General features: G+C 61.0%; 19 protein-coding genes and 1 riboswitch. Of the genes, 5 read left to right on the top strand and 14 right to left on the bottom strand.

Annotation, left to right across the window (positions count from 1 at the left end; all coding sequences use genetic code 11):
* Positions 1 to 240: 240 nt before the first annotated feature.
* The gene (locus M2367_RS02925) at positions 241 to 1,884 is read right to left on the bottom strand and encodes a replication endonuclease (RefSeq protein ID WP_259235710.1); all 1,644 of its coding nucleotides are present in this window, start codon (positions 1,882 to 1,884) and stop codon (positions 241 to 243) included.
* Positions 1,885 to 2,264: 380 nt separating this feature from the next.
* Here M2367_RS02925 and M2367_RS02920 point away from each other — a divergent pair, with 380 nt between their 5' ends.
* A complete protein-coding gene (locus tag M2367_RS02920) occupies positions 2,265 to 2,840 on the top strand; it encodes an LON peptidase substrate-binding domain-containing protein (RefSeq protein WP_042043356.1) in 576 nt (191 codons plus the stop codon).
* A gap of 507 nt (positions 2,841 to 3,347) precedes the next feature.
* Here the strand turns inward: M2367_RS02920 and M2367_RS02915 are convergent.
* Both M2367_RS02915 and M2367_RS02910 read right to left on the bottom strand, forming a co-directional pair.
* On the bottom strand, positions 3,348 to 5,435 hold the full coding sequence (locus M2367_RS02915) for a PAS domain-containing sensor histidine kinase (RefSeq protein ID WP_259235709.1): 2,088 nt from the start codon (positions 5,433 to 5,435) through the stop codon (positions 3,348 to 3,350).
* Entirely contained in the window at positions 5,432 to 6,571 is a 1,140-nt protein-coding gene (locus M2367_RS02910) for an FIST signal transduction protein (protein WP_259235846.1), read from the bottom strand. Before M2367_RS02910 ends, M2367_RS02915 begins: the two co-directional genes overlap by 4 nt.
* A gap of 278 nt (positions 6,572 to 6,849) precedes the next feature.
* Between M2367_RS02910 and yvcK the strand changes: the two genes are divergently transcribed.
* A complete protein-coding gene (gene yvcK / locus M2367_RS02905) occupies positions 6,850 to 7,758 on the top strand; it encodes a uridine diphosphate-N-acetylglucosamine-binding protein YvcK (RefSeq protein WP_259235708.1) in 909 nt (302 codons plus the stop codon).
* 16 nt (positions 7,759 to 7,774) lie between these two features.
* Here the strand turns inward: yvcK and M2367_RS02900 are convergent, their stop codons facing one another.
* The 6 genes from M2367_RS02900 to M2367_RS02875 form a co-directional block, all read right to left on the bottom strand.
* A complete protein-coding gene (locus M2367_RS02900; protein WP_042043351.1) occupies positions 7,775 to 8,122 on the bottom strand; it encodes an Hpt domain-containing protein in 348 nt (115 codons plus the stop codon).
* Positions 8,123 to 8,406: 284 nt separating this feature from the next.
* Positions 8,407 to 9,168 (bottom strand): Nif3-like dinuclear metal center hexameric protein, encoded by a 762-nt coding sequence (locus M2367_RS02895; RefSeq protein WP_224430816.1) that lies wholly within the window; start codon positions 9,166 to 9,168, stop codon positions 8,407 to 8,409.
* A 157-nt stretch (positions 9,169 to 9,325) separates the two neighbouring features.
* Positions 9,326 to 10,708: a sigma-54 dependent transcriptional regulator gene (locus tag M2367_RS02890; protein ID WP_259235707.1), complete on the bottom strand. Its 1,383-nt coding sequence runs from the start codon at positions 10,706 to 10,708 to the stop codon at positions 9,326 to 9,328.
* 88 nt (positions 10,709 to 10,796) lie between these two features.
* Positions 10,797 to 11,831 (bottom strand): PAS domain-containing sensor histidine kinase, encoded by a 1,035-nt coding sequence (locus M2367_RS02885; RefSeq protein ID WP_224430818.1) that lies wholly within the window; start codon positions 11,829 to 11,831, stop codon positions 10,797 to 10,799.
* 106 nt (positions 11,832 to 11,937) lie between these two features.
* The gene (locus M2367_RS02880) at positions 11,938 to 13,359 is read right to left on the bottom strand and encodes a sigma-54 dependent transcriptional regulator (RefSeq protein ID WP_259235844.1); all 1,422 of its coding nucleotides are present in this window, start codon (positions 13,357 to 13,359) and stop codon (positions 11,938 to 11,940) included.
* A gap of 226 nt (positions 13,360 to 13,585) precedes the next feature.
* On the bottom strand, positions 13,586 to 14,578 hold the full coding sequence (locus M2367_RS02875; RefSeq protein WP_259235706.1) for a DUF2726 domain-containing protein: 993 nt from the start codon (positions 14,576 to 14,578) through the stop codon (positions 13,586 to 13,588).
* A 192-nt stretch (positions 14,579 to 14,770) separates the two neighbouring features.
* Between M2367_RS02875 and M2367_RS02870 the strand changes: the two genes are divergently transcribed.
* From M2367_RS02870 to ppx, 3 genes are all read left to right on the top strand, one after another.
* Complete coding sequence (locus M2367_RS02870; protein WP_042043344.1) at positions 14,771 to 15,283, top strand: glycine cleavage system protein R; 513 nt, start codon at positions 14,771 to 14,773, stop codon at positions 15,281 to 15,283.
* Between the two features lie 81 nt (positions 15,284 to 15,364).
* Positions 15,365 to 17,437: a polyphosphate kinase 1 gene (gene ppk1, locus M2367_RS02865; RefSeq protein ID WP_259235705.1), complete on the top strand. Its 2,073-nt coding sequence runs from the start codon at positions 15,365 to 15,367 to the stop codon at positions 17,435 to 17,437.
* Complete coding sequence (ppx, locus tag M2367_RS02860; RefSeq protein WP_259235704.1) at positions 17,427 to 18,917, top strand: exopolyphosphatase; 1,491 nt, start codon at positions 17,427 to 17,429, stop codon at positions 18,915 to 18,917. Before ppk1 ends, ppx begins: the two co-directional genes overlap by 11 nt.
* 69 nt (positions 18,918 to 18,986) lie before the next feature.
* Here ppx and mgtE read toward each other — a convergent pair whose 3' ends face one another.
* The 5 genes from mgtE to M2367_RS02835 all read right to left on the bottom strand — a co-directional run bounded on the left by mgtE (position 18,987) and on the right by M2367_RS02835 (position 26,170).
* Positions 18,987 to 20,327, bottom strand: a complete 1,341-nt coding sequence (gene mgtE / locus M2367_RS02855) for a magnesium transporter (protein ID WP_259235703.1) — start codon at positions 20,325 to 20,327, stop codon at positions 18,987 to 18,989.
* Between the two features lie 114 nt (positions 20,328 to 20,441).
* Positions 20,442 to 20,611: riboswitch (M-box (ykoK) riboswitch) on the bottom strand.
* A gap of 114 nt (positions 20,612 to 20,725) precedes the next feature.
* Positions 20,726 to 21,931 carry a flagellar hook-associated protein FlgL gene (gene flgL, locus M2367_RS02850; RefSeq protein WP_042043338.1) on the bottom strand — a complete coding sequence of 402 codons (1,206 nt, stop codon included), beginning with the start codon at positions 21,929 to 21,931 and terminating at the stop codon, positions 20,726 to 20,728.
* A gap of 3 nt (positions 21,932 to 21,934) precedes the next feature.
* The gene (flgK, locus tag M2367_RS02845) at positions 21,935 to 23,935 is read right to left on the bottom strand and encodes a flagellar hook-associated protein FlgK (protein ID WP_259235702.1); all 2,001 of its coding nucleotides are present in this window, start codon (positions 23,933 to 23,935) and stop codon (positions 21,935 to 21,937) included.
* A 3-nt stretch (positions 23,936 to 23,938) separates the two neighbouring features.
* Complete coding sequence (gene flgJ / locus M2367_RS02840) at positions 23,939 to 25,000, bottom strand: flagellar assembly peptidoglycan hydrolase FlgJ (protein ID WP_042043335.1); 1,062 nt, start codon at positions 24,998 to 25,000, stop codon at positions 23,939 to 23,941.
* Positions 25,001 to 25,075: 75 nt separating this feature from the next.
* On the bottom strand, positions 25,076 to 26,170 hold the full coding sequence (locus M2367_RS02835; RefSeq protein WP_042043334.1) for a flagellar basal body P-ring protein FlgI: 1,095 nt from the start codon (positions 26,168 to 26,170) through the stop codon (positions 25,076 to 25,078).
* Between the last annotated feature and the right edge of the window lie 6 nt (positions 26,171 to 26,176).

Raw genomic sequence — 26,176 nt, 5'->3', positions numbered from 1 at the left:
TTCATTAATGTCAAGCTATAACGAAATCATTAATATTGATTGCATATAAATACTTAAACAAAAGCCAGGCTATTTTTACATCTAACGCTATCATGTATGAAATATTACGCTGCAATATATCACTGAGAAATAACAAATACTATAAGGCAATACCTTCAGATTGAACGATTTTGGATACACTAAACTGTAGTTAGTGCTGGTAGTGGGTTGGATGTTAACGAACAAATTTCACTTATAAGCCTATCCATCTTTATCGCACCCCGTACAGTTATTGCCAGAGCTCCAAGGAGCGCAGCTGGCGCCGCTCAATGGCACCTCGCTACGCTCGCCAAACCCTGCTTCGCTTTGCTCGCTCAACACCTCCTCGGCGTGCTCTGCGGGCTCGTCGGTCGCCTTTCGGCGTAGCACCCAGCCATCAAGGCGGGTTCGCTTAACGGCACTGCCAGCGGCCACACCCACAAGCCGGGTCACATCTTCCCCGTACTTATTCTTGGCAAGGTCTATCAGGTGATGCAGCCGCACCGGGCGCGCATCCCGGGGGCACACAGGGCCACCCATTGAATAGGTAAACTCCTTCCAGTTCGCCGTGTCGGCATAGCGGCGGCACTCTTCCATAATCTCGCTCGGCAACGGGGCTACTGTGCGCCCCTCCTTCTCTTGCACTTGCCCAGGCAAGCGCCGAAGCTCACGCCACACGCTCACCGAGGGGCCGCCCAGTTGTTGAAACTGGCGCAGGCCCCAGAGTGACGCCCACGCCCTGACCCGTCTTGCCCCTTCACTGGCGGCGGTTTCGGCCTCAAGGTCACCTTCGTCCCCTATCTGGTGACCGTCGATATTCTTGGCGATGTACTTGACGATGTAGCCCACGGCCCCGCCTTTGGCGGGATCCATTGCCTTCCAGTCAAAGCGCGGGGTGATGTCGCTATAGGGGCGTTTGCTTACCGGGTGGCGCTTGCGCTCAAGGTCGTCCCTATCGTGACTCAGGGCGTAGCGTTGCATGATGCCTATCAGCTCATGCTGTTGGGCGGGGTTCACGAACAGCAGCAAGTGCCAGTGCGGGGTGCCATCGTGGTGAGGCTCGACCACCCGAAAGCCGAAATACTCGATACCCCGGCGAGCCAGCGCGGCGCGGCAGCGTTTCCAGAGGGTGCCTAGGTAGGTGTTGGTGTCGCGGGGTGTGTGCCCCTGATACTTGGGGTTTTCCGTGGTGCGGGCGGGTTGGCCATGACCCTGGGGGATTGTCTTCCACGGGTGATATTGGCTCGGCGCTGTCCAGGTGAAGAACAGGCCCACATAACCCATTTCGTCGGCGGCATCGGAGAAGCCCCGCGCCCTGACCACCAGTTCATCCCGGCGGTTTGACGGGTTGGCCATGGAGCTGGCGACCGCATCGGCCAGTGAGATGGTGATGCCGTGCGCTTCGTTGTGCGCCTCCATGCTCTTGAGCCACTGCTCGGCGGCCAGCTGGCGCGCATTGAAGGCCCGCAGGGCGTAGCTGGACACGTAGGGCGACACACCCCGGCGCACCTTGCCCAGCAAGATGGCGCTGTGCTCCCGATATTGCTCCCAGAGCTTGCGCAACTTGCGCGCCCACCATTGTGGGTCGAGCCAGCGAATAAGGTGGGCGGTGATGAAGGTATCCCGGGTGTCAGTGCTCTTGAAGCTGGGGAGTAATGGCAAGAAGCCCCAAGGCTTGAGGGGCTGGCCGCAGACTCGCCAGAGGTAGGTGGCGGGCATGGCGTTGACGTGGCCGTTGGTGGCGGCATCCAGCAGGCGCTGGACGCGCTCCACGTAATCCACCGCCAGCTTTTCACGGCGGTCTTTGTGCTGCAACTGCTCAAGCGGCTCGGGCAGGTCTGCTTGTACCTGTCGTAATACCCTCACCCGGTCAGATAGCCAGAGCCACGCTCACCCCGCTTGACCGGGAACATCAGCAGGTCGAGCGCCCAATCAAGGTCGTAAGCGCGATTCAATTCAGCAAACTATGGCCTATGCGCATTTTGCGCCGGACTATTTGCAAATTTGCAAGATGCGATCAACTTTAACCCGTTGCGCGGTGAGGCAGGGATCTGATGGCCACATAGTGTCCACGCTAAGGCTAATTTCATAGGTTAGAGATCAGCCAGAGTAAACGATAAGCTGTTGATTCCCCATGTAGACAGACCTACATGGGGATGAAATCACCATCCCAGGGTGGCTTTTTTCATGGTCTGGCACGGTCGCTGCATTACTCCCTCCAAGCATGAATCAACGGAGGAAGGAACATGAATAACACCACGCTGGCACTGTTCCCCTTACCGTCCCACATACTGCCGGGCGGCAAGTTGCCACTGCGACTGTTTGAGCCGCGCCACCTGCAGATGCTCAAGGAGTCTTTCGAACAGGACAAGGGCTTTGGCATCGTCATGGAGGAGTCCACCCCCTCTGGCTCCGCCGGGCGCATCCTGCCGGTAGGTACCCGGGTCAGAGTCACCGACTTCTATACCCTCAATGACGGTCTGCTCGGCGTCACCGTGCTCGGCCTGGATCGCTTCTGCATTCACAGCATGACGACGGATGAGCTGGGAGTGCGCCGTGCCGAGGTAGAGTCGCTGCCCAACTGGCCCAGCATCCACTCCGACTTCAGCGACGATCTGCTGGCCAACCGGCTGCGGGAAGTGTTCGATCAGTACCCCGAACTCGATGAGCTCTATCCCGACAAACAGTTCGAGGATGCCACCTGGCTGTGTCAGCGCTGGTTGGAAATACTGCCCATGCCCATCTACGAGAAGCAAATGCTGATTGCCAAGCAGAACAGTGAAGCGGCCCGCCAATTCCTGCGTCGGCTGATTGCCCGCTAACCTAGAGGGTTCCGAGCCCAGGCGCCGCCAAGGTGGAAAGAGAGGAGTCTCGCGAGGCTCCCCCCTTGGCATCAAGCTGACCAAATAGTACAAGCAGAGAGACCGCAGAGAAGCAGGGCAAGGGCTCCCGCTTGAGCGTACAGCCCCTTGCCAGATGTTTGCAAAATGCGAAAAGTCTCAATATGAGATGTCAATATTCGCAATTTGCAAAAAAATGTATTCATTAGACACCAGATTTGCACCACATCGGCCTGAATTAGCGGGTCGGTGAAGATTTAAAAAGTTGGCACGTATCTTTCATATAGCTCTATACAACCCGATTTATCCCGTGCTCTCTTCAGTATTTGCTGAAGAACTGGTCAACTACCTAGTTGACCATTTTTTTTGCCTGCACTTTTTTTGCCTGCACTTTCGCACGAAAAGCTCGACTGGATCTCAGTGTGCCGTCACAGCCTGTCCCACGCTCCCATGGCAGTCTGCCCCCTCTCTGTGACAGAGCCATGACACTCAGCAGTGACGCGTCAGGCACTCGCGCAGCCGCGCCAGACTGATGGGTTTGGCCAGGAAGTCCGTCATGCCAGCGGCCAGGCAGCGCGCCCGGTCTTCGGCCATGGCATTGGCGGTCAGCGCCACTATCGGCATCTGATAACCCAGCTCGCGCAGCAACCGGGTCGCCTCCAACCCGTCCATCTGCGGCATGCGCATGTCCATCAAGATGAGATCCGGCGCCTGCTCCGTCACCTGGGCAATAGCCTCAAGACCATTGCCCGCGAGACGGACCCGGCTCACCAGTTTCTGCAGCATGAGCGAGACCACAAGCTGATTGACCGGGCTGTCTTCCACCACCAGCACCTCCAGAGGCCGCAGCATCAGTGTCGGCTGACTGGGGCGCGTCTCACTCTCGCAGGGCACGCTGAGCCCGGGCAGACTGAACCAGAAGCGACTCCCCTCCCCCAGCCGGCTCTCCAGGCAGAGCTCGCCCCCCATCAGGGCGACCAGTCGCTTGCTGATGCTCAAGCCCAGCCCTGTCCCCGCGCAGTGGCGAGTGGCCGAGCTGTCGACCTGGGTAAAGGGTTCAAACAGGCGTCCCTGATCCCCTTCGCTGATGCCGATACCACTGTCTTGCACCTCGATGCGCAGCCGCACACCGTCCCAGCCCATCCTGAGCACCACCCAGCCCCGCTCGGTGAACTTGACCGCATTGCCAAGCAGGTTGTTGACTATCTGGGACACCCGGACCGGATCCCCGAACAGAACCTCGGGCACGGCCTCCTCCAGCTCGCATCGCAAGCTGAGCCCCTTGCCCCTCACCATGGCCTGCAGCGGCTCCATGATCGACTGGCAGAGGTGCCGGGGGGAGAAACGCTCGCAGTGCAGCTCCAGGCTGTGGGCCTCAATCTTGGAAAAATCGAGCACATCATCGATGATGGTCTGTAGCAGCCGCGCCGAGTGCGCCGCATGACCCAACAGCGATTGCTGGGCGGGCGCCAGGGCCTCGTGCTGCAATAGATCCAGCATGCCCATCACGGCATTCATGGGGGAGCGGATCTCGTGGGTCATCATGGCCAGGAACTGGGACTTGGCACGATTGGCGGCCTCGGCCTGATCCCGGGCCTGGGCCAGTTGCTGCTCTCGGTGGATCTGGGGGCCAATGTCGCGGGCCGTACCGCAATAGCCGCTGAATCCCCCTTGCGGATCGAAACCGGGCTCGGCGCTCACCTCCATCCAGCGCACGACTTCGCCGGTGTTGATGCGCACCCGCTCCGCCCGAATGGCCTGACGCCCCTCCACCAGATGCCGAAACTTGTCCCAAGGCTCTCCCTCCCGCTCGTGGGCAACCTCATAGAGGCTGCGCCCCGTCTCCATGGTCATGACCCCGCCCTGATAGCCGGGAGCCGAGACATAGCGGAGCCTGTGGTCGGCATCCGTCTCCCAGAACCAGTCCGAGGCCATGGCGGCGAAGCGACGAAAACGGCGCTCGCTCACCTGCAGCTCCCGGGTTTTGAGCGCCACCTGCTGCTGCAACCGGGCCCGATAAGCAATGTTGACCAGCGCTTGGGAAATGAGTGGGCGACAGCGCGCCAGCGCCGCCTTGCTTTGCAGATCCAGCCCCCCTCGAACCGAGTGCCGACACAGCAAGATGCCGACAAAGCCCGGGGCGTGCAGGCCGGTCAGCATCAGGCTGGCCCAGCCAGCCTTGCCTGCCATGGCCGCAAACTCGGGCAGTTGGCCCGGGTCATAGATGACCAGGGTCTCCCCCGTCAGGGCGCGAGCGAACAAGGTAGAATGACGCCAGGTTTGACCACACTCCCTGGGCTCGGTGCTCAGATGGGTGACGCCCGATCCTTGCTCCCAGGCCAGGACATCCGCCTGCTCGAAACCGATAAAGGGCTGCAGGCTGCGGATCAGGCTGTCGAGCACCTGATCCAGCGTGCGGGCCTCGGCCAGGGTGCCCAGGCCGGCCAGCAGGGTCTGCGACTCCTGACGATACTGCTCCTCCCGCGCCCGACAGTGCACCAGCTCCAGCAAGGTCGCCTGCAGCTTGTCGTTCAGGGCTTCCAACTCCTTGCTGTCGGGGTTCGGAACAGGGGTCATGCAGGTTCTCCCAGCAGTATCACAGCGGAGACCATCAGGTTGCCGTGCGCCAGCTCGCCATAAGGCAAGCGCCCCTGCTCGCCGAAGGTAAAGGGGGTAATAAAGGGGATGGCGCCGAGCTGGGTCTCGAACAGGTTGCCAAATTCGTGGATCCGCTCCCCGAGCGCCAGCCGGCAACCGGCGCAGAAGATGAGCAGGGCGCCGAAGGGGCGCATCTCGCGGCAGCGGCCATAGGCGGGCTCGATGCGACCCGCCGCCAGACTGCGGGCGAGGAGCCCCTCTTCACTGCCATACATGAGCGTCAATCGCTCCCCCAGCTCGATATCGGTAAAGAGCCGCAGCCCACCACGGGCCGTCACCGCCTCCGGGTGGGAGAGCTTGTAGTAGGGCACCCCATCCAGGGTGCCCCGCTGACGCGCCAGCGGCGCCAAGGTGCTCTCCTTGAGGATGGGGCCGACCGGCAGGGTATTCACTCCTCGCCACCGGGCATAGACCTGGGCCGCTGGCTCACCATCCAGGGTCAACACCTCACGCCCCTCCCTGGCCGTCACCACCCCATGATGGGCGGTGGCGAGGTAGCCGGAGTGAAACTGGAACGCCAGCTCGCAGTCCGGATAGAGCAGTGCCAGCACGACCCCCTGCTTGCCCTCCCCTGCTTGCCAGCAGACTTGCCAGTCGCCACTCACCCTGTCGTCGGCGGCAGATCCCCCCACCACTGGCACCTGGCTGCCAAATTCGGCCTCAATGGCCCCCAATACGGCCTCCTCCTGACCTGGACTGGCATGGAGCAATATCATGGCCGGCAGTTCGCCCGGACGCGCCGCCTGGGCCATGGCGCCATGCAGCAGGCTTTTCATGTCAATCTGGTCACCGAGCGCCCCGGCCACCCCATAACTGCCCCGCTCATCGCACAGGGCCGCCACCGCCAGCCCCCAGCCCCCGGCACTGTGATAACCGGACTGGGTCTGTACCCCATGGCAAGAGCTGCATCCGATGAGGCGCGTGTTGGGATAACGGCTAGTCAGCTGAGCACGCAAGATGGCGGCATCATGGGCCTGGGTGAAATAGACAAGCAGCAAGGCCGGCTCCCCCTGCAGGGTCGCCAGGCGTTCGCACACCTCGCGACAAGCAAGCATCGAGCTGGTTGCAAGGGAGTGAGCCGTCAGAAAGTCCACCTGCTATTTCCTGTTAAATCTCATTGAACGATGACGCCTGGGAGCATCCGGGAAACAGGCCCGTTCTTGCATCGACCCTGTCATCGCAATCGGGGCCAAGAAAATCAGGTGCAGCGATCAAGCAAAAGTCATACCCTTTGCGAAAAATTCCGCTGTTGCCGAAAAATCGGATCAGGGGCAAACAACAACATGGGGCCCATGACTACACTGGGCCATCATGAGTCAGCACGGGGATCTCTATGTGGCAGAAAAATATCAATGACTTCCAGCATGTCGTTGCCATTGGCGGTGGCCACGGCCTGGGTCGGGTGCTCTCCTCCCTCTCTTTCCTCGGCGAACGCCTGACGGGCATAGTGACCACCACGGATGATGGCGGCTCCACCGGGCGGCTCCGTCAGGGTCAGGAGTGCATCGCCTGGGGCGATCTGCGCAACTGCCTCAATCAACTGGTCACCGAGCCCAGTATCGGCAGCATGCTCTTCGAGTATCGCTTTGCCGGCCGGGGCGAGCTGGCCGGTCACAACCTTGGCAACCTGATGTTGCTGGCGCTGGACAATTTGTCGGTGCGTCCTCTCGATGCCATTCGTCTCATCAGCAACATGCTGAAAATTGAGAGCAAACTGTTGCCCATGTCGGAGTTTCCCACCGATCTCAGCGCCCGCACCGCCTGTGGCAACCAGATCCTCGGTGAGGTATCCATCGACAAACTGGACAGCCCGCCCCTCTCCCTCGCTCTGAGCCCCAAGGTGGCAGCGACCCGGGAGGCGGTATGCGCCATCGCCGAGGCTGACATGATAGTGCTGGGACCAGGCAGCTTTCTCACCTCCATCATGCCCCCCCTGCTGCTGGAGGAGATTGCCCAGGCCATAGGTCAGAGCCGCGCAAAATTGGTCTTTATCACCAATCTGGTGGCGGAGAAGGGGCCGGCTGGCCAGATGGATCTGCTGACCCAGTGGCGCTGGCTCGAACAGCACATTGGCACGGGGCGGGTCGATGCCATCATAGGTCCGCAGGGTCAATACCCGGCCGAGCTGGATGGTTTGCTGATGACGGCCTATCTGGGTGAGGAGGGCCTGCCCCATCGTCACGACAGGGCCAGGCTCAAGGCGGCGCTGGACAGGGCAATTCACTGGCGCAAGCGTCACTGACCCCGGCGCCAGGGATTCAGGATGATGGCTGGCAGTAATGGTTCAACTGGGTGAATACCTGGGGCAAAGACTGCTGCAACTGGCCGATGAGCAGGCCGCTCTCGGCGCTATCCTGACGCTGGCAGGCCAGCTCCAGGGCCACCACCTGCTGCTGGCTGAGCCGGGCACCATAACTGGCGCAGGACGATTTGAGGCTGTGGGCCAGTCGCCCCAGCGCCCGCCACTCTTCCTGCTCATAAAGGGGCGGCAATTGGGCAAGCTGCTCGCCCACCTCCTCGATAAAGACCCCGATCACCACGGGCATCATCTCTTCGCCAATGTCTTCGGCCAACTGGGCCAAAACCGCCTGATCCAACAGTGTCATCTTGCCTCCTGCAATGTGGTATCCAAATAGAACATAGATCAATGGCGGCGAACAGGGGGAGTCAAATCATCCCCATGCATCCTGGCCTGGGGATGGAGAAACTGTGATCTGGCTCCATTATCGTGAAGTGGCCCGCCCCATGTCATCGCAATGACTTGCAACAAAATTAACATTCAGGCAACAATGCGAACCATGAGAATGAGCAGGGCTCAATATCACCTCATCCCTTTTTGCCTGTATGGCTGCTGCGAAGAACCAGGGTAGATTTCTACCCTGGTATTTTTTTAGACCGGGTTGTCGATATCGACAAAGATCACCTCAACGCCATGCTCGGTGGCCAACCACTCTCCCAGTGCCTTGACGCCATATCGTTCGGTCGCATGATGGCCTGCGGCGAAAAAGTGCATGCCCATCTCCCGGGCCGTGTGTATGGTCTGCTCCGACGCCTCCCCCGAGATGAACGCATCTATGCCCTGCTCCGCGGCGAGGTTGATATAACTCTGTCCCCCGCCGGTACACCAGGCCACGGTTTCGATGAGGGCAGGTCCGCTCTCGCCGCAGTGCAGCACAGTGCGGCCCAGCCGTTCGCCAATCCGTGCGGCCAACGCCTCACCGCTCAGGGGTTCGTCAAACTTGCCGACCATGGCCACGCTTTTCTTGTCCCAGGGCTCCAGACCACGACGCACCCGGATGCCGAGCAGCTTGGCCAGCTGGGCATTGTTGCCAAGCTCCGGATGGACATCCAGTGGCAGGTGATAGGCGAACAGATTGATGTCATGGGTGAGCAGCGTCTTGAGGCGGCGCTGCTTCATGCCGGTGACAACCTCGGCCTCCCCCTTCCAGAAGTAGCCATGGTGTACCAGTATGGCGTCGGCTCCCTCGGCCACGGCGGCGTCGAGCAACCCCTGGCTGGCGGTGACCCCTGTGACTATCTTGCGGATCTCGTCGCGCCCCTCGACTTGCAGACCATTGGGACAGTAATCCTTGATGGCATGGGGTTCGAGCAGCTGATTGAGTATGTTGGTGAGTTTCTGGCGGCGGATCATAGGCCCCTCTGTGCCCGGATGGGCGAGCTGACAAAGGGTCATGATAATCGAGCCCGCCGACCAAGGCCATGGTGGCGGGCTCACACTGGTGTCCTTGGCCCGTCAGCTGGACGGCAAGGGCGGCGCGACTGGAGCGCCTCCGGTTGCAGGATAGGGCTCAGGCGGGCAGGAGAATACCCGCCTCTCGCATCTGCGCCAGCTTGTAGCGCAAGGTGCGCGAGCTGATGCCGAGCCGCTCGGCAACGGCTTTACGGCTCCCCTTGCAGTCGTGCAAGGTCTCCAGAATGATCTGGTGTTCCTGCTGCTTGAGCTCGCTGCCGAGCCGCTCGCCGCTGAAGGGGCGCTCGACATTGCCCGCAGTGTCCGCCGGGATGAGTCCGGCCTCGCCGACCCCCAGCGCGAATGCCCCCACGTCTCCCGGCTCCAGGATCAACTGGGCGACCCCTATCTCGCCATCGGTGGAGAGGATCAGCGCCCGCTGCACCACGTTGTCCAGTTCGCGCACGTTGCCGGGCCAGGGATGGGCGAGCAGCAGCGCCGCCGCCTGAGAGTCCAGCCTTGGGGTCGGCAGCCCTTGCTGAGCCGCATGGAGCGCAAGCAGGTGTTCGGCCAGGGGCAGTATGTCCCCGGTCCGCTCCCGCAGGGCGCGCCAGTGCAGGGGGAACACATTGAGCCGGTAGTAGAGATCCTCCCGAAACAGCCCCTCTTGCACCGCTCTCTTGAGGTCGCGATTGCTGGTGGCAATGACCCGCACGTCCAGGGGGATCATCTTGCGACTGCCGAGTCGCTCCACCTCTTTCTCCTGCAATACCCGCAACAGCTTGGCTTGCAAGGAGAGATCCATCTCGGTTATCTCATCGAGCAGCAAGGTGCCGCCCTGAGCTTGTTCGAACTTGCCAGGACAGCCCTGCACGGCGCCGGTGAAGGCCCCCTTGTCATAGCCAAACAGGGTCGCCTCCAGCATGTTCTCCGGAATGGCGGCGCAGTTGATGGCCACAAAGGCTTGTTCACTGCGCGGGGAGTGGTCGTGTATGTAGCGGGCCAGCACCTCCTTGCCCGTGCCACTGGGCCCGGTCACCATGACGGTGGCCTCGCTTCTCGCGACCCTTGCTGCCAGCTGGAACAGCTCGGCACTGCGCGGATCCCCATGCACCACAGTACGCCGCTCCACTTTCTGAGCCGGCACATAGCGACTCACCTGGTTGAGCAGCACCTCTGGGGAGAAGGGCTTGGCGAGATAATCGATGGCCCCCTCGCGCATGGCGCGCACGGCACCATCTATGTTGGCATGGGCCGTCATCAGCAGCACCGGGATCTGGGGATAGGCCTGGCGGATGTTGCCCAGCAAGGTGAGGCCATCCATGCCCCCCATCTGAATGTCGGAGATCACCATGTCGAAGGGCTGGCGCGACAGGGCAAGCAGCGCCCGCTCACCGCTCTCGGCCTCACGACACTCGTAACCGCCGAGCAGCAGGGTATCGATCAGCGCCTCGCGCAGACCGGCATCATCTTCAACGACCAGGATCCGGGCCTGACTCATACGCTTGCTCCCAGGGACTGAGCGGTCTCATTGGAATGGAAAATCAGGGTGACGACATGGCCATCACCCCATCGGAGGTCTGCGACACTCATGCGACGACTCCCAGGGCTAGAGCGCCCTCATGCAAAGGGAAAGAGAGGGTAAAACAGCTGCCCTCCCCCGGTACCGAGGTCACCTTGACCTCCCCCTGATGGGCCCGCACCACGGATTGCACCACGGCCAGTCCCAGACCCGTGCCCTGGCTGCGGGTCGTAAAGAAGGGTTCAAAGATCTGGGCGAGTTGTTGATGGGTCATCCCTTTGCCGTTATCGATCACCCTCAGCTCGACCCTGTTGTCGCTGCGCACCGCACTCACCATGAGGGAGTTGGCCCCCGCCTGGGCGCCATTGGCAATCAGATTATTGATGGCACCCGCCAGGGCATTGCTGTTGGCAAGCAGGCAGAGATCGGGCTCAGGGGCCTCGATATGCAGACTGCACTGCTGTTGATGGCAGAACGCCTCGGCGCCCAGTTGCACCTCGCCCAGCAATCCTTGGACCGAGATGGGGGCCACCACCTGGCTCTCGCCACTGCGGGCGAACAGCAAGATGTCGCTGATCTGTTTTTCCAGATCCTGCAACCTGGCCATCAGTTTTTGCTGAAACAGCACCCGTGATTCCGGCTTGAGGGTGCGGTTGGCCAGGTTGGCGCCATAGAGCATGGCCGCGGACAGGGGGGTGCGGATCTGGTGAGCCAGGGAGGCCGCCATGTTGCCAAGTGCAGAGAGGCGCTTCATGTGGTTGACCCTGTCCTGGAGGCGGCGGGTCTCGGTGAGATCGGTGAGGAACACCAGCTGGCCAGGTTGATCCGGCAACGGCTGGGTAGAAAGCTGCACCCGGCGACCATCTCTCAGGGAGATCTCGTGGCCGTCATCGGCCCTGGGCTCGAAGCAGCGGCCGATGATGGCGCGCCAGCTCAACCCTTCCAGCGGCTCGCCAAGCAGCGCATGGGCTGCGGGGTTGGCGCGGGTGATGGCCCCCTGGCCGTCGAGCAGCAGCACCCCGGTCGGCAGCGCCGTGAAAATGGCATAGAGCTGACTGACTTCGTGGGACTGGACCGGGTTGTCTTGCTGTTGGCTCGTCATAAACCTGACCTCAAACGGGGAGTACGTTCAGGTTATTCAAGTTCTATGCCAGATAAATTTACTGTTTTAAATCATTAGGTTAAATAGGTGCGTCAAGGGGTTGACCCTAGGCTTCCTTGCTCATGCCGTATTTCTTCATCTTCTCGACCAGGGTCGTGCGGCGCATGCCGAGCAGATCGGCGGCCCGTGCCACCACCCCTTCCTGGGATTCCAGGGCCTGGCGGATCAGCTCCACTTCCAGGTCGGCCAGCATCTCCTTGAGGTTGACCCCCTCCTGGGGCAGCTGCATCAGGTTGCCGTTGCCAGGGCTCGCCAGCAGTTCGGGCGGATCCTGGAACACGGCAGCCAGGGCATCGCGCTCATCCATCTCGGTCAAGCGAGCGTCTCTGGGTTCGCACGGCAGCAGTCGATAGCGGCTCGGCAGATCCGAGACATCCACTATCTGCTGGGGATAGAGGATCAGCAGACGCTCAAGCAGGTTGGAGAGCTCGCGCACGTTGCCGGGCCAGGGGTATTGCAGCAGGGATTCCATGGCGCGCTGGGTCAGGCGAATGTAGCCCTGATGCTGCTCCGAGTGGCGATTGAGCAACTCCTGCAGCAGCAGCGGAATATCATCGATACGATCGCGCAGGGGGGGGGTATCGATAGGGAACACATTGAGGCGGTAGTAGAGATCTTCCCGAAACTCCTGGGTGCGGATCATCGCCTCAAGATCCCTGTGGGTCGCCGCTATGATGCGCACGTCCGCCTGGATAGGCTTGCCGCCGCCGACCCGGTCGAACAGCCGCTCCTGCAACACCCGCAGCAGTTTGACCTGCATCGGCATCGGCATGTCGCCAATCTCGTCGAGGAAGAGGGTGCCGCCCTGGGCCAGCTCGAAGCGGCCACGCCGCGCCGCGATGGCGCCGGTGAAGGCCCCCTTCTCATGACCAAACAGTTCGCTCTCAAGCAACTCTGCCGGAATGGCGCCGCAGTTGATGGGCACGAAGGGACCGCCAGCACGAGTGGAGAGTTCATGGATGGCGCGCGCCACCACCTCCTTGCCGGTCCCGGATTCTCCCAGGATCAGCACATTGGCATCGGTCTGCGCAACCTGGCCGATGAGACGGCGCACCTCTTGAATACCCTTGCCCTTGCCCACCAGCAGTCGCAACAGGGTTTGACCCTTGTCATGGGTCTGCTGTTTCGGGTGCAAGGAGACAAACGCCTGGCAAAAGTGCAGATGGCGGGTCAGGGATTCATAAGAAAACGGCGCCTGGGCCACCCCGATGAAGTTGCTATTGGGCAGCGCTATCTCGGTCAGGGAGACGAAGGGGGTGCGGGGGTATTGTTCGAGCAGCGCGCTCAGGGGACGATCCGCCAGCTCGCCGATCAGGACCCCTTGCAGGGGGCCAGAGGCTTCGATGGCCATGTCGAGATCCCCCTGTGCGACCTCTTGCCAAGGCATTCCCATGAAGGAGAGCACTGTACCCAACTGCTGGCGTCTAGCGACATCCGTATCCACTATCAGCACGCCCATTGCCATCATATTCATCCCTCTTCCACCGCCGATTCTTATTGCTATTGTCAGCCACCCCGCAAGCGGGGGGAGGCACAAGGCGCACAAAGTGCCAAAATTCCGGCACCTTGTCAAAAACTGTCGCGCCAGAATGTGTCCTGGCCGACATAGTGGCAAAAGATGTTTCCAATCAGGGACGTTGCGCCCCATCAACCTTAATCACTCGAGTCCGAAAATCCCATTCCGATCGCCAGTTTCAGTGCTGCGGGTTCGGCTTGAGGGTCGCATAGCGGCACTCGGGGAAGCGGGTACAGGTGAGAAACTGCTTGCCGGCATAGGGCCCCTTGCGGGCCTCGCGATCCAGCAGAGGCGCGCTGCAGCGTGGGCAAGCATGGGATTTGGCCGGCGCCGCATCATCCTGGTCATGGATCTTGTGGTCCTGCTCCGTGCCCTCCTCGTCCTCATCCAGCGAGGTGGCGGTGAATACCCCCTGGGGCATCGCCTCTGGCTCGCCACTCGCAGACGTCTGGGGGAGGGATCTCATCATGGGCAGATCAAGGGGGGCCTTGTCCGTGTCTTGCTCCCTGTCATGACGACGGCCAGCCCCTTTGCTGGTGCGCCCACTCGCCGCATCGGCCTGGGGCCGAGTCAGCGGCCTGGGGGTATCGCCCAGATCCACGGCACCGAGGGATTGCGGGTTGAAGGTCGGTTCGCGCCTTGCTCCCCCGCTGAGCGCGGGTTCCATCAGGGGATCCAGCGCGTCCTCGGCAAGCAACAAGGCCTGCACCTGTTCCCTGAGCTCGTCGAGATCCGCCGCCTCCTGCCCCCCCAGGAGCAAGAGCGGCAAGTCGGCGCGCTCACACAGCTGCTGCAACCAGCGATCCCGGCTCGGCCGACGCTTGCCCTGCCCCGGCGCCAATCGCTCGACCGCGCAGACCAGCGACAGATCCTCGGGGTCACAGAGCAGATAGTCGAACTGACGATCCCCCATGCTGGCCAGCTGCTTTTGCCATTTTCCCTTGCCAACCCCCTTGCCCGGCAGCAGCACGTCTTTGAGACGAACATGGGTAAAGAGTTGCACTTCCCCTTGCAGCAGTGCCTGCAAGGCCGCGAACTCGCGATGGCGCTCCGATGTCATCAGCGTCTCTTGCAAGGAGCAGGAGACAAGCCTGGCACGGCGAGCACGCCAGACAAACAGGACAGCAACGAGGGCCAGTACTAACAGACCGGGTAACAGCAAGCCATTCATGGAGGGGGCAATCCGACTAACGAAAGAGGGGCATAATATTACCACAACCCCCGGCCACAACCGCTATCTGTCAAGGCGCAAAGGCCGGATGCGGCCATCGGCAGAATAATTTCGGTTTTGGCCGGGTCAGGGGGTTCATCTGGCCTGCAACGGCAGGCACAATGAAGTGGACTCACACACAAGGAGAGCAGGATGCAAAAGCAATTGGTTGTCACAGTCATAGGCGCAGACAGACCCGGCATAGTGGAAGAGTTGGCCGCCCTCATCAATCTGCAAGGGGGCAACTGGCTCGCCAGTTCCATGAGCGAATTGGCCGGTCAGTTTGCCGGCATCCTCCAGATCAGCGTGGACGATGCCCACTACCGTACCCTGTGCGAGGCGCTCTCCCTGCTGGCCGGACTCAAGGTGAGCTTCGCCGAAGGGGTGCTCAGTGCCGAGCCCGAACGCCAGCTGATGCTGACGGTCACCGGCAACGACAGACCCGGCATTGTCCATGAGGTGGCGAGCATCTTGCGCCAGCTCGGCGCCAACGTCATCGACCTGACCACGGGCTGCGAGGCCGCCCCCCACTCCGGTGCGCCGCTCTTCTATGCCCATGCTCTGGTCGCCCTGCCCCAGGGACTGGCCCTGCCGACCCTGATCGATGCCCTGGAGTCCCTCTCGGACGATCTGGTGGTCGACATCGATCAAGACGTGGAAGATTGATGCTGCTGTCATTAAAGCGTCACAAAACCGTCATCTAATGAGGCCCATTCGTTCCACGGGATTGGATAAACAGAGGCACTGATGAGCACCGACAAGCTGTATGAAGAGAAGGAACTGAGCTGGCTCTCTTTTAACGAGAGGGTGCTGCAGGAGGCGATGGACAAGACGGTGCCGCTCATCGAGCGGATCCGCTTCCTCGGTATTTTCTCCTCCAACCAGGACGAGTTTTTCAAGGTGCGAGTCTCCGAGGTGAAGCGCCGCATCCTGATCAACGAGGTCCATGGCGGTGATGACGAGGCCAAAGGGCTGCTGCGTGCCATCCAGCAGAAAGTGATGGCGCTGGGCGAGGCGTTTGACAACACCTACAAGGAGTTGCTGATTGCCCTCGCCCGCCACAATATCTTCCTGGTCAACGAGAATCAGCTCTCCGACAACATACAGCTGTGGATGCGGGTCTTCTTCAAGGAGAAGGTGCTGCGCCACCTGATCCCTATCTTGCTCAACAAGGAGGTGAACCCGGTCAAGTTTCTGAAAGACGAGTACACCTACCTGGCGGTGGAGATGAAGAAGCAGGGCCAGGTGATCCAGTACGCCCTGGTCGAGGTACCGACCGACGATCTGCCCCGCTTCGTGCAACTGCCCTCCGAGGGCACCCGCCGCAAGAAACAGATCATCATTCTCGACAACATCATCCGCTTCTGTCTGGATGACCTGTTCAAGGGCTTCTTCGATTACGACGAAATCGCCGCCTATGCGGTCAAGCTGACCCGGGATGCGGAGTACGATCTCTCCGACCAGCTCGATCTCAGCCTGGTCGACAAGATGAGTGATGGCCTGAAGCAGCGCCTCACCGCCATGCCGGTACGCTTCGTCTATGAGCGGGAGATGCCCGCCGCCATGATAAGCTTCCTCAAGCTCAAGCTGCAGATAAGCTCCTACGACGCCATCATGTCCGGCGGCCGCTATCACAATTTCAAGGATTTCATCGGCTTCCCCAATGTCGGCCGGGACTATCTGGAAAACCCCAAGCTGCCGGCCCTCGATTGCCGCGACTTTGATGGCTTCGTCAACGCCTTCGATGCCATCACCAAGCAAGACATCTTGCTCTACTACCCCTATCACAAGTTCCACCACTTCACCGAGTTGGTGCGCCAGGCGGCTTTCGATCCGGCAGTGAGCGCCATTCGCATCAATATCTATCGGGTCGCCAAGAAGTCGCGCATCATCCACTCCCTGGTCGATGCCGCCAACAACGGCAAGAAGGTGACTGTGGTGGTCGAGTTGCGGGCCCGCTTCGACGAGGCGGCCAACATCGACTGGGCCAATGTCTTGACCGACGCCGGGGTCAAGGTGGTGTTCGGGGTACCCAGCCTCAAGATCCACTCCAAGCTCTGCCTCATCACCCGTCTCGAGCAGGGTGAGGCGGTGCGCTACGCCCATATCGGCACCGGCAACTTCAACGAGAAGACCGCCAAGACCTATACCGACTTCTCCCTGCTGACCCGCAACCCCGACATCACCGCCGAGGTGGAGGGAGTATTCGAATACATCGAGTACCCCTACCGCCGCTACAAGTTCAATCACCTGCTGGTCTCCCCCATCAACTGCCGCCGCCAGCTCTACCGGTTGATTGACAACGAGTTGACCAACGCCAAGGCGGGGCTGCCCAGCGGCATCACCCTCAAGATCAACAATCTGGTGGACAGAGACCTCATCAACCGTCTCTATGCAGCGGGCCAGGCCGGGGTGCCCATCCAGATGATCATCCGTGGCATGTGCGCCCTGCGCCCCGGTGTGCCGGGTCTCAGCGAAAACATCAGAGTGATCAGCATCATAGATCGCTTCCTCGAGCATCCACGGGTCATGGTGTTTCACAACAAGGGCAATGTGCAGCTCTATATCTCCAGCGCCGACTGGATGAGCCGCAACATCGATGGTCGCATCGAGGTGGGCACCCCCATCTATGACGATCGGCTCAAGCAGCGCATCCTGGATATACTGGAGTTGCAACTGAGTGACACCACCAAGGCGCGGGTCATCGATGCAGAACAGCAGAACCTGTATGTAAACCGGGGCAACAGGCGCAAGATCCGCTCCCAGGTTGCCACCTACGACTATCTCAAACGCATCGAGTCAACTCCCCATGGACAATAGCCTTTATGCCGCCGTCGATCTGGGCTCCAACAGCTTCCACATGGTCATCGCCCGTCTCACCGACGGGCGCATGCAGATCATCGACAGGATCAAGGAGCGGGTCCGGCTGGCGGAGGGGATGGATGATCAGCATAGAATGTCGGTCGAGGCCATGGCCCGCGGTCTCGCCTGCCTGACCCTCTTTGCCGAACGGCTCACCAACATCAAGCCGGATCAGATCCGCATCGCCGGCACCTATACCCTGCGCCGGGCCAGCAATGCCCGCGAGTTCGTCGCCAAGGCAGCCAGCTTGCTCCAACACCCCATCGAGGTGATCAGCGGTCAGGAGGAGGCCCGTCTCGTCTATCAGGGCGTGGCTCACACCCAGCATATCGAGGGGCCTGTGCTGGTGGTGGATATCGGCGGCGGCAGCACCGAACTCATCATTGGCGAAGGATTCGAACACAAGGCGCTCACCAGCCGCAAGATGGGGTGCGTCAGCTTCACCCAGAGCTTCTTTGCCAACGGCAAATTGAGTGAAAAGGCCTTCAACAGTGCCGTGCTGGAGGCGCAGCATCAGCTCGCCCCCATCATCAACCAATACCATAAGCTCGGCTGGCAGAGCTGCCTGGGCAGCTCCGGCTCGATCCGTACCGTGCGCGACGTGTTGCAAGGAGAAGGCTGGACCGATGGCAGCATCACCCTGGCGGGGCTCGAGCGCCTCAAACGGGAGCTGCTCGAGCACAAGAAGGTCGAACAGCTGAAGTTCTCTGGCCTGGCCGAGGATCGCCAAGGGGTGTTTGCCGCGGCGGTCGCCATCCTGCTTGGGCTCTTTACCTCCTTGCCCATCGAGCGGATGGAGTATTCGGACGGCGCCTTGCGCGAGGGGCTGCTCTATGAGTTCGAGGAGCGTCTGCAGCACCACGACATTCGCGAGCGCACCGCCCTGGCGCTGTCCACCCACTATCGCATCGACAAGCGCCAGGCGACCCGGGTGGAGCAGAGCGTGCTGCCCCTGTTTGATGCCCTGAGCGACCCCTGGCAGATGCCCATCGAGCCTTATCGCGCCATCCTCGGCTGGGCGGCGCGACTGCACGAGATTGGCCTTGCCATCAACTACAGCGGCATCCATCGCCACTCCGCCTATATCTTGCAACATACCGACTTGCCCGGTTTCAACCAGGACGATCAGGCCCTGCTGGCCGCCCTGGTGCGTTTCCAGCGCAAGGGGCTCAAGCTCTCGGAGCTGCCCGCCCTGCCCAACCACGATGAACACACTGTGCTGCGCTGCATCCGCATCCTGCGCCTCGCGGTGGCCGCCCACCACAGGCGCCAGGACAAGCTGTTGCCTGAATGGCAGGTTGAGGCCGCCGGGGATCAGCTGGTGGTCACCCTGCCGACGAGCTGGTGTGACGAGAACCGGCTGCTGATGCAGAATCTGGAAAAAGAGCAACGCTACTGCCAGGAGCATGGCTGGCCCTTGCTGTTTCAACTGAGCTGAACCATACCCCCTGAAAACAACAAAGGCAGCCTGAGCTGCCTTTGTGCATTTGATCTCTGCGCGCTCAGCTCAATTCAGCTCAGGCAGGATCAGCTTGGCTATCTCGAAGTAGATGATGAGGCCGGTGCCATCGACCAGGGTCGAGATGAAGGGGGCCGACACCACGGCCGGATCCATCCGCAAGCGGCGCAGCAGCAAGGGGATGATGGAGGCGACGATGGCGCTCCACAGCACGATGGCAATGATGGTCAGGGTGACCACCACCCCCACTTCCACGCCCACCCCCAGACTCCAGGCCCGTACCCAGGCAGCCACGGCGATGGCCACCGAGACCAGCATGGCGGTGGAGATCTCTTTGCGCAGCACTGTACCAAGGTTGCGCAGGCTGACCTCCCCCACCGCCATGGCCCGCACCAGGGTGGTGGTGATCTGGGTGCCGCTGTTGCCGCCCGTGCCGATGAGCAGCGGAATAAAGAAGGCCAGGGCGATGGCCGCCTCCAACTGCTCCTCGAAGGCCCGCAGCACTGTGCCCGTATAGGCCTCGGCCACGAACAGGATCAGCAGCCAGCCGATGCGCTTGCGCCACAGCTGCCAGGGGGTGGCATGGAGATAAGGGGTTTCGAGGGGGGACGAGCCACCTTGCAACTCGGCATCCTCGGTGGATTCGAGTTCGAGTATGTCGGCGGCATCATCCAGGTGGAAGATGCCGAGCAGGCGACCATCGGATTCCACCGGCAGGGAGAGCAGATCCCGCTCCACCAGCATCCGCGCCGCCAGCTCCTGATCCATGCGGGCGTCGAGGCGGATCAGATCCCGCTCCATCAGCTCGCACACCGCCCTGTCCGGCTCGGCCACCAGCATGGTCTTGAGCGAGAGATAGCCGAGCAACTGGCCACTCTCATCGACCACATAGATATCCTGGAACACCTCGGCGTTGTCCCAGGCATCGTGGATCCGCTGTTTGGCGCTGGCGATGGACTCCTCCCCCTTGAGGGTGAAGAAGTCGTGACGCATGTGAGCGCCCACCGACTCGCTTGGCCAGCGGAGCAGCCCCTTGAGCTCGGCACTCACCCCGGATGGCAGACTCGCCAACAGGGAGGCGCGCTCCCGTTTCCCCAGGCTGCGCAACATGGCAAGCAGCTCCCGGCGCGGGATCTTGCCTTGCACCAGGGCCAGCACACTCGGGTGCAGGCGCAGCAACAGCCGGGCACCGCAGGTGCGGGCCAGCATGCCGAGCAGTCGGGCGCCATCGGCCCCCAGGGTATCAAACAGACAGTTGAGCTCTTCCTGGCGCAGGGCGAGCAGCTGGTCGGCCCGCGCATCCGGGGCCAGTTCATTGTCGAGCCAGGCCTGCAGGGTGGGCAGGTCGAGCAGTTGATGACGGTTCAGTAACAGATGTGTTTTCTTCATCGAAGATAAGCCTTTGTGATCCCGGCGAGCCGGGCTATCCCGCGAGGGATGGGCTGATAAGAAAACAGCAATTGATGGACGAGAAATCGGCAGGAAATGACGCCGTTCGGCGTGTCATCATCCCCACGTGCCAGCTTTAGCACTGCATAACGTATCCGGCGAACCGGAAGCCACTTGGGTTTACACCTTAATCCGATGAAAACTGTCCTGAGCTTGGGCGTCTCTCGACGTCGTGAGATCAGTGGCCTGTGTTTATGCAGGAGCCTCGCCTAACGAGATGCTGCGAAAAAGCAGGCAGATGCGACGCACCTTGCCTGCCCTGCTATGGTCGGTCAGACCCGCCAGGGAGTCAAACGCTATGAGCCTTTATTAACAATCCCTTACAACTCTCAAGCCGGTTAGCGAATGTAGTCGAACAGGGTCAGCTTGCTGATATTGCTAAACGCCTGCTGAGAGGCGCTCATGGCCGCATTCTCCTTGGAGAGGGTCGAGATCACCTCATAGAGATCGATCTCGGACACCTTGGCTCTGGCCTGCTGGTTGAGGGTATCGAGCCCGGTATTGGAACTCATCACCTGCTCCAGGCTGTTCATTCGCCCCCCCAGCGCACCGAGCCCGGTGTCCATCCGTTGGCGGGCATTGCCCAGATGGGCCTGGGCATCCTGCGATCTCAGCTGGAAGTCATCATTGGAGAGATTCGGGTCGCGCAGGGCACCGAGAAAGTCGGAGATACCGTTGAGAATGTTGTCGTTCTTTGGCTGATCCAGGGAGAACTCCTGCACTGTGCCGGCGCCTTGACTCAGATTGAGGGTGAGGCCGTTGAAATTGATATCCTCCCCGGCCACATAGTCGCCATTTTGCAGCACATTGCCGCCCACGTCGGTGATCTGGTAGCTATCCGGCACCCCCGCCACCGTGGTAACTGTGTATTTGTTGCTGGCCAGGGCGCTGTCATAGTTGGTGCGATAGAAGTTGTCGAACTGGCCTTGAGCCCCCACCTTGACCTGGATATCGGCGGTATCGGCACTGGCAGTGCGCCGGGTCGGCACCGTCTCGAACAGATCCAGACCCGAATCATTGGCGGGGATGCGCACCGTGGAGGAGACCTGGATCTCCCGCTGACCGGTATCCCCCTGGAACACATAGTTGCCGCTGGGATCCTTCACGAAGGGTTGAGTCTTGCTCTGGTTGCCGCCGAAGATGTACTCCCCTTGCGAATTCTTACTGTTCATCAGGTCGAACATCTGCTGCTGCAAGCCTTCCAGCTCCTTGGCCACGGACTCGCGATCCGTCTGACTCAGGGCCGAGTCGTTCGCTTTTTGCATCAGGGTCTGGGCACTGAGCATGGCATCATTGAGGGAGCTGAGGATGGTCTCCTCGTGCCCCAGGCTGTTCTCCAGCAGGCTGCCATTGACGCCATATTGCTGGAACAGGTCTATCTCCTTGGTCAGCGCCATCTTCTGGCTCATGCCGGACGGATCCTGACCCGCCGTCTTGAACTTGTCCCCGGAGTAGAGCTGCTCATAGGCGGTATTTTGCCGCTCGGCCGCCGCACTCAGGGAGGAGAGCCCGCGGTTGTACATCATGTTGGTGGTGATGCGCATGACTTACCTCACTGATGACAACAGGGTGTCGAAGATGGTTTTGGCGGTGGTGACCACCTGGGCCGAGGCGGCATAAGCCTGCTGGAAGCGAATGAGATTCCCCGCCTCCTCATCCAGGCTGACCCCGGAGACACTCTCGAAGATGGCGCTGCTCTGCGCCAATTTGCCCTTGTTGGCCAGCATCTCGGTGTTGGCCTGACTGGTCTTGTTGCCCACCCCGACCACCAGCCCGGTATAGGCCTCGTTGAAGGTCATCTTGTCATTGCCGCTGGCGGAGCTGCTGCTCTTGCGCACCAGATCCTTGTTCTGCAACTCGGCCAGGGCCAGACCGTTGGCATTGTCGGAGAAACCATTCTTGTTGTAACTCAGGGTGAAGCTGTCATTGGCCTGGACCTGACCCGTGATGCTGAATTCATAGCCTGGGCTCTGACCCGGATCGGCGTACACCTTGGGGCCACCCAGCGGGCTCTCGAGGGCGGCCATCAGGTTCTGGCCCTTGCTGCTGGCGGGCGCGACCCCTATGAGCGTGGTGCCATCTTTCTCATAGACCTCATAGTTGCCACTGCCGTCTATCTTGACCACTTGCGGCGCTGCGGGATCCAGGTCATTGCTGGCAAAACCCGAGCCTGTCCCCGTGTTGCCTATGGTGCCGAGGGAGATGATGCCCGAGCCCAGGTTCTGACTGCTCTTGTCGGCCTTGAGGGGAGAGGCCAGCGCCAGATCCTCGGCGCGGTTGATCAGCTTTTCAATCCCGGCTGCCGCCTGTTTGGTCGGTTGCAGCAACAGCTTGTCCCCTGCCGCCGGCGTGCCGGACAAGTCGATGGAGAGTCCATGACCCGGCACCTCGAAACTGGCGGGCGGCGTGCTGCCGGTGGCGACGGAGGTACGCTTGCCATCACTGCCGATGGCGAAGACTTCAAAGCCGGTGGCACTGCTGAAACTCACCTCATAATCGAGGGCGGTCACCTCGCTCCCCTTGCCGGGCACGAAGTGGACCATGGCCTCCCCCGAGCCGGTGTTCTTGGCAAAGGGCAGCCCTTCGCTACTGGGCAAGGAGAAGAGGTCCCCCCCCAGCTCGTTGTCGAGATCCAGGCCCAGGCGGTTTTGCTGATTCATGGCGTCGGACAAGGAGATGGCGAGTTGCCCCAGTTCACGCTTGGTCGGTTCGAGATCGCGACGGGCAGAGAAGAGGCCCCCAAGGCCGCCCCCCAGCACCTTGTTGTCTATCTTGGCCTGATTCTTACCGAGATTGAGCTGCAGCTCCTTGTCCCTGGAGTCGGGATCCCCCGGGATCACCGTGAACTGGGCCACAGAGCCATCCAGCACCAGTGAGTGGCCCGAGCTCATGTTGACCAGCACGCTGCCATTGGGCTGGGTGACGGTACGGATATCCATCTTCTGTGAGAGCTGGGCAATGGCATCATCGCGCTGATCGTAGAGCATCAGGTTCTCTTCCCCCGTGCCCTGGGTGCGCACTATCGCCTTGTTGATCTCATTGATGTTATTGAGCAGGCTGTTGACGTGCTGGGTCTCGTCATCGATGCGATCGTTGATGACGTCACTCTGTTTGTCGAACTGGGAGGAGAGGGTGTGGAAGCGGTTCACCATGCTGCCGAGCCCGGTGAGGGTGGTATTGCGCGCCCCCAGATCCGCCGGCGATTCGTTGGCGGTATGGAACCCCTTGAAGTAGGCGGTGATGGCCGTGCCGACGCTGTTGCTGGTATCCCCCAGCAGGCTGTCCACGGTAGAGAGCTGTTCGAAACGCATGGAGGATGCGTTGAAGGCGGAGGTGTCGCGACGCAGCTCACCCTGGGCATACTGGTTGATCACCCGCTCGCTCATGCTCTCACCCGTGCCAAACCCGATGGCATTGGTGTAGATCAGGGTGCGTTCCCGGGTATAGCCCTGGCTATTGACGTTGACGATATTGTTACTGGTGGTCTGCAGCAGTTTCTGATGCGCCAGTACCCCAGAGGTTCCTATCCCAAGCAGATCGCTTGCCATGCTTTACAGCTCCGTGTCTGTGTATTGGGCAATGTGTTCACTGCGCAATACCTGTTTCAATTTATTGGCGTACTGGGGGTCGGTGGCATATCCGGCCTGCTGCAGTGCCTCAAAATAGCGATCCGGGCTGTCGGCCTTGGCCAAGGCGCCCTTGTAACGGCTCCCGGATGTCAGGAAATCAACATAGTCATTGAAACTCTCTTCGAACGAGTCGTAGGAGCGAAACGCTGCCTTCTGACGGGAGGCGACACCCTGCTCATACTCCAGGGTGCTGACCACGGCCTTGTCCCCTTGCCAGCGCGGATCGGCCTTGATGCCAAACAGGTTATGGCTCATCTGGCCGTCCCCATCCTTGATGACCCGCTTGCCCCAACCACTCTCCAGGGCCGCCTGGGCGACCAGCACCGCCGGGTTCAATCCCAGCTTGTCGGCGGCCTTCTTGGCCATCGGCATCAACTTGCTGACAAAATCGCTGGGGGAATCAAAACCGCTGCCCGCCGAGGGGTCACGCAGCCCCTGGGGGGGCTGCTGTCCCATGGCCGGTATGCTGCGATGGCGCCTGCCAAGGGCGGCACTCCCGGTCAGCTCTCCTGGCTCCATGGTCTTTTCAGCAAAATCCTTGCCAACTTTGGAGGCTTCGATCAGACCATGCTCACTGCCGGTCGGGGCCACATAGGGTTTGTGCGCCCGTTCGGTGCGCTGGGGCAGCTTGAGGACGCGGCCATCCTCATGTTTGAAGCTGTCAGGGGAGAACTGCTTGACCACCATGTCGGCCAGCCCCAGCCCGCCTTTCCCTGACATGTCGGAGACCCGCTGCTGGTCGAGCATGCCTTCGTAGAACTGGGTGTAGCTGCTGCTAAAGGGGTTGTCCGCGGTCAATGCCTGGCTCGCCTCGCGCATACCCTTGAACAACATCTGGCTGAAGATGGATTCGAACTGGCGGGCTGCCGACTGGAGCGCCTGCTGCTTGCCCTCCTTGGTAAGGCTCATTTGACGCAACTTATCCAGATTCTGGATATCCTGCACCATGCCTAAATCCACGCCTTTATTGTCGATATTCGCCATCTTGCTTACCTTCTTTGCCGCCTGTGGCAAGCCCTTGCCGGTTGGCTGCCACGGGGCAGCCAAGGTTGGAGAATGTTACAAAATAACCAGCTGACCTTCGATGGCACCCGCCTGCTGCAGGGCTTCGAGGATGGCCATGAGATCGCCCGGCGCGATGCCGACCTGATTCACCGCCCGGACCAGATCATCCAGGGTGGCACCGGTATCGAGCTTGAACATGCGCCCCGGCTCTTGCTGCACATTGATGGTGGAGTTGTTGGTGACCACCGTATCCCCCCCCGCGAGCGGGTTGGGTTGAGAGACCTGCTGGTTCTCGGCAATGGTCACCGTCAGGCCGCCATGGCTGATGGCCGCAGGCTTGAGCCTGACCTGGCTGCCGATGACGATGGTGCCGGTGCGCGAGTTGACGATGATCTTGGCCGCCTCGGCACCCGGATCCACCTCCAGGTTCTCTATGGTGGCAAGATAGGCGACTCGCTGACCCGGATCCCGGGGGGCAAACACCTTGACCGAGGTGGCATCCAGTGCCTGGGCGGTATTGGGCCCCACCAGATTATTGATGGATTCCGCCAGGCGGCGCGCCGTGGTGAAATCGGAGCGATTGAGGTTGAAGGTGATGGTATCGCCCTGGCTGAAGGAGTTGGGCACCTCACGCTCGACGGTGGCGCCATTGGCAATGCGGCCCACGGTCGGGGTATTGACCACCACCTTGGAGCCATCGGCCCCCTCGGCGCCGAGACCACCGACCACCAGACTGCCCTGGGCCACCGCATAGACGCGGCCATCCAACCCCTTGAGGAAGGTCTGCAGCAAGGTGCCGCCCCGCAGGCTCTTGGCCTCACCGATGGCGGAGACGGTCACGTCTATGGTCTGACCCGGCTTGGAGAAGGGGGGCAGGTCGGCGTGAATGGCCACCGGCGCCACGTCTTTTATTTTCGGCTTGATGTTGTCGGGCACCTTGATGCCGAAGTTGTTGAGCATGGTGCGAAATGTCTGTTCGGTGAAGGCGTTGTTCTTCTCGCCGGTGCCGGGCAGACCCACCACCAGGCCATAACCCAGCAGCTGGTTGTTACGCACCCCTTCGACCGAACTGATGTCCTTAATACGGGCAGCCTGGGCCGCCAGGGGTAACAGGCAGCAGCACAGACAGAGTAGACGGAGTCGTTTCATGGGTTG

The sequence above is a fragment of the Aeromonas sp. BIGb0445 genome, assembly GCF_024809075.1.
Lineage (GTDB): Bacteria > Pseudomonadota > Gammaproteobacteria > Enterobacterales > Aeromonadaceae > Aeromonas > Aeromonas rivuli.
The sequence above is the reverse complement of the archived record's forward strand: the minus strand, read 5'-3'. Positions and strand labels throughout refer to the sequence as shown.

What these genes read in the sequence shown, in the direction of transcription:
- M2367_RS02890 (WP_259235707.1), bottom strand. Translation starts at nt 10,708, where the DNA reads ATGAGTCAGGCCCGGATCCTGGTCGTTGAAGATGATGCCGGTCTGCGC.
- M2367_RS02875 (WP_259235706.1), bottom strand. Translation starts at nt 14,578, where the DNA reads ATGAATGGCTTGCTGTTACCCGGTCTGTTAGTACTGGCCCTCGTTGCT.
- yvcK (WP_259235708.1), top strand. Translation starts at nt 6,850, where the DNA reads ATGTGGCAGAAAAATATCAATGACTTCCAGCATGTCGTTGCCATTGGC.
- M2367_RS02915 (WP_259235709.1), bottom strand. Translation starts at nt 5,435, where the DNA reads ATGACCCCTGTTCCGAACCCCGACAGCAAGGAGTTGGAAGCCCTGAAC.
- flgJ (WP_042043335.1), bottom strand. Translation starts at nt 25,000, where the DNA reads ATGGCGAATATCGACAATAAAGGCGTGGATTTAGGCATGGTGCAGGAT.
- M2367_RS02900 (WP_042043351.1), bottom strand. Translation starts at nt 8,122, where the DNA reads ATGACACTGTTGGATCAGGCGGTTTTGGCCCAGTTGGCCGAAGACATT.
- ppk1 (WP_259235705.1), top strand. Translation starts at nt 15,365, where the DNA reads ATGAGCACCGACAAGCTGTATGAAGAGAAGGAACTGAGCTGGCTCTCT.
- ppx (WP_259235704.1), top strand. Translation starts at nt 17,427, where the DNA reads ATGGACAATAGCCTTTATGCCGCCGTCGATCTGGGCTCCAACAGCTTC.
- flgK (WP_259235702.1), bottom strand. Translation starts at nt 23,935, where the DNA reads ATGGCAAGCGATCTGCTTGGGATAGGAACCTCTGGGGTACTGGCGCAT.
- M2367_RS02870 (WP_042043344.1), top strand. Translation starts at nt 14,771, where the DNA reads ATGCAAAAGCAATTGGTTGTCACAGTCATAGGCGCAGACAGACCCGGC.
- mgtE (WP_259235703.1), bottom strand. Translation starts at nt 20,327, where the DNA reads ATGAAGAAAACACATCTGTTACTGAACCGTCATCAACTGCTCGACCTG.
- M2367_RS02910 (WP_259235846.1), bottom strand. Translation starts at nt 6,571, where the DNA reads ATGCTTGCTTGTCGCGAGGTGTGCGAACGCCTGGCGACCCTGCAGGGG.
- flgL (WP_042043338.1), bottom strand. Translation starts at nt 21,931, where the DNA reads ATGCGCATCACCACCAACATGATGTACAACCGCGGGCTCTCCTCCCTG.
- M2367_RS02885 (WP_224430818.1), bottom strand. Translation starts at nt 11,831, where the DNA reads ATGACGAGCCAACAGCAAGACAACCCGGTCCAGTCCCACGAAGTCAGT.
- M2367_RS02895 (WP_224430816.1), bottom strand. Translation starts at nt 9,168, where the DNA reads ATGATCCGCCGCCAGAAACTCACCAACATACTCAATCAGCTGCTCGAA.
- M2367_RS02880 (WP_259235844.1), bottom strand. Translation starts at nt 13,359, where the DNA reads ATGATGGCAATGGGCGTGCTGATAGTGGATACGGATGTCGCTAGACGC.
- M2367_RS02920 (WP_042043356.1), top strand. Translation starts at nt 2,265, where the DNA reads ATGAATAACACCACGCTGGCACTGTTCCCCTTACCGTCCCACATACTG.
- M2367_RS02835 (WP_042043334.1), bottom strand. Translation starts at nt 26,170, where the DNA reads ATGAAACGACTCCGTCTACTCTGTCTGTGCTGCTGCCTGTTACCCCTG.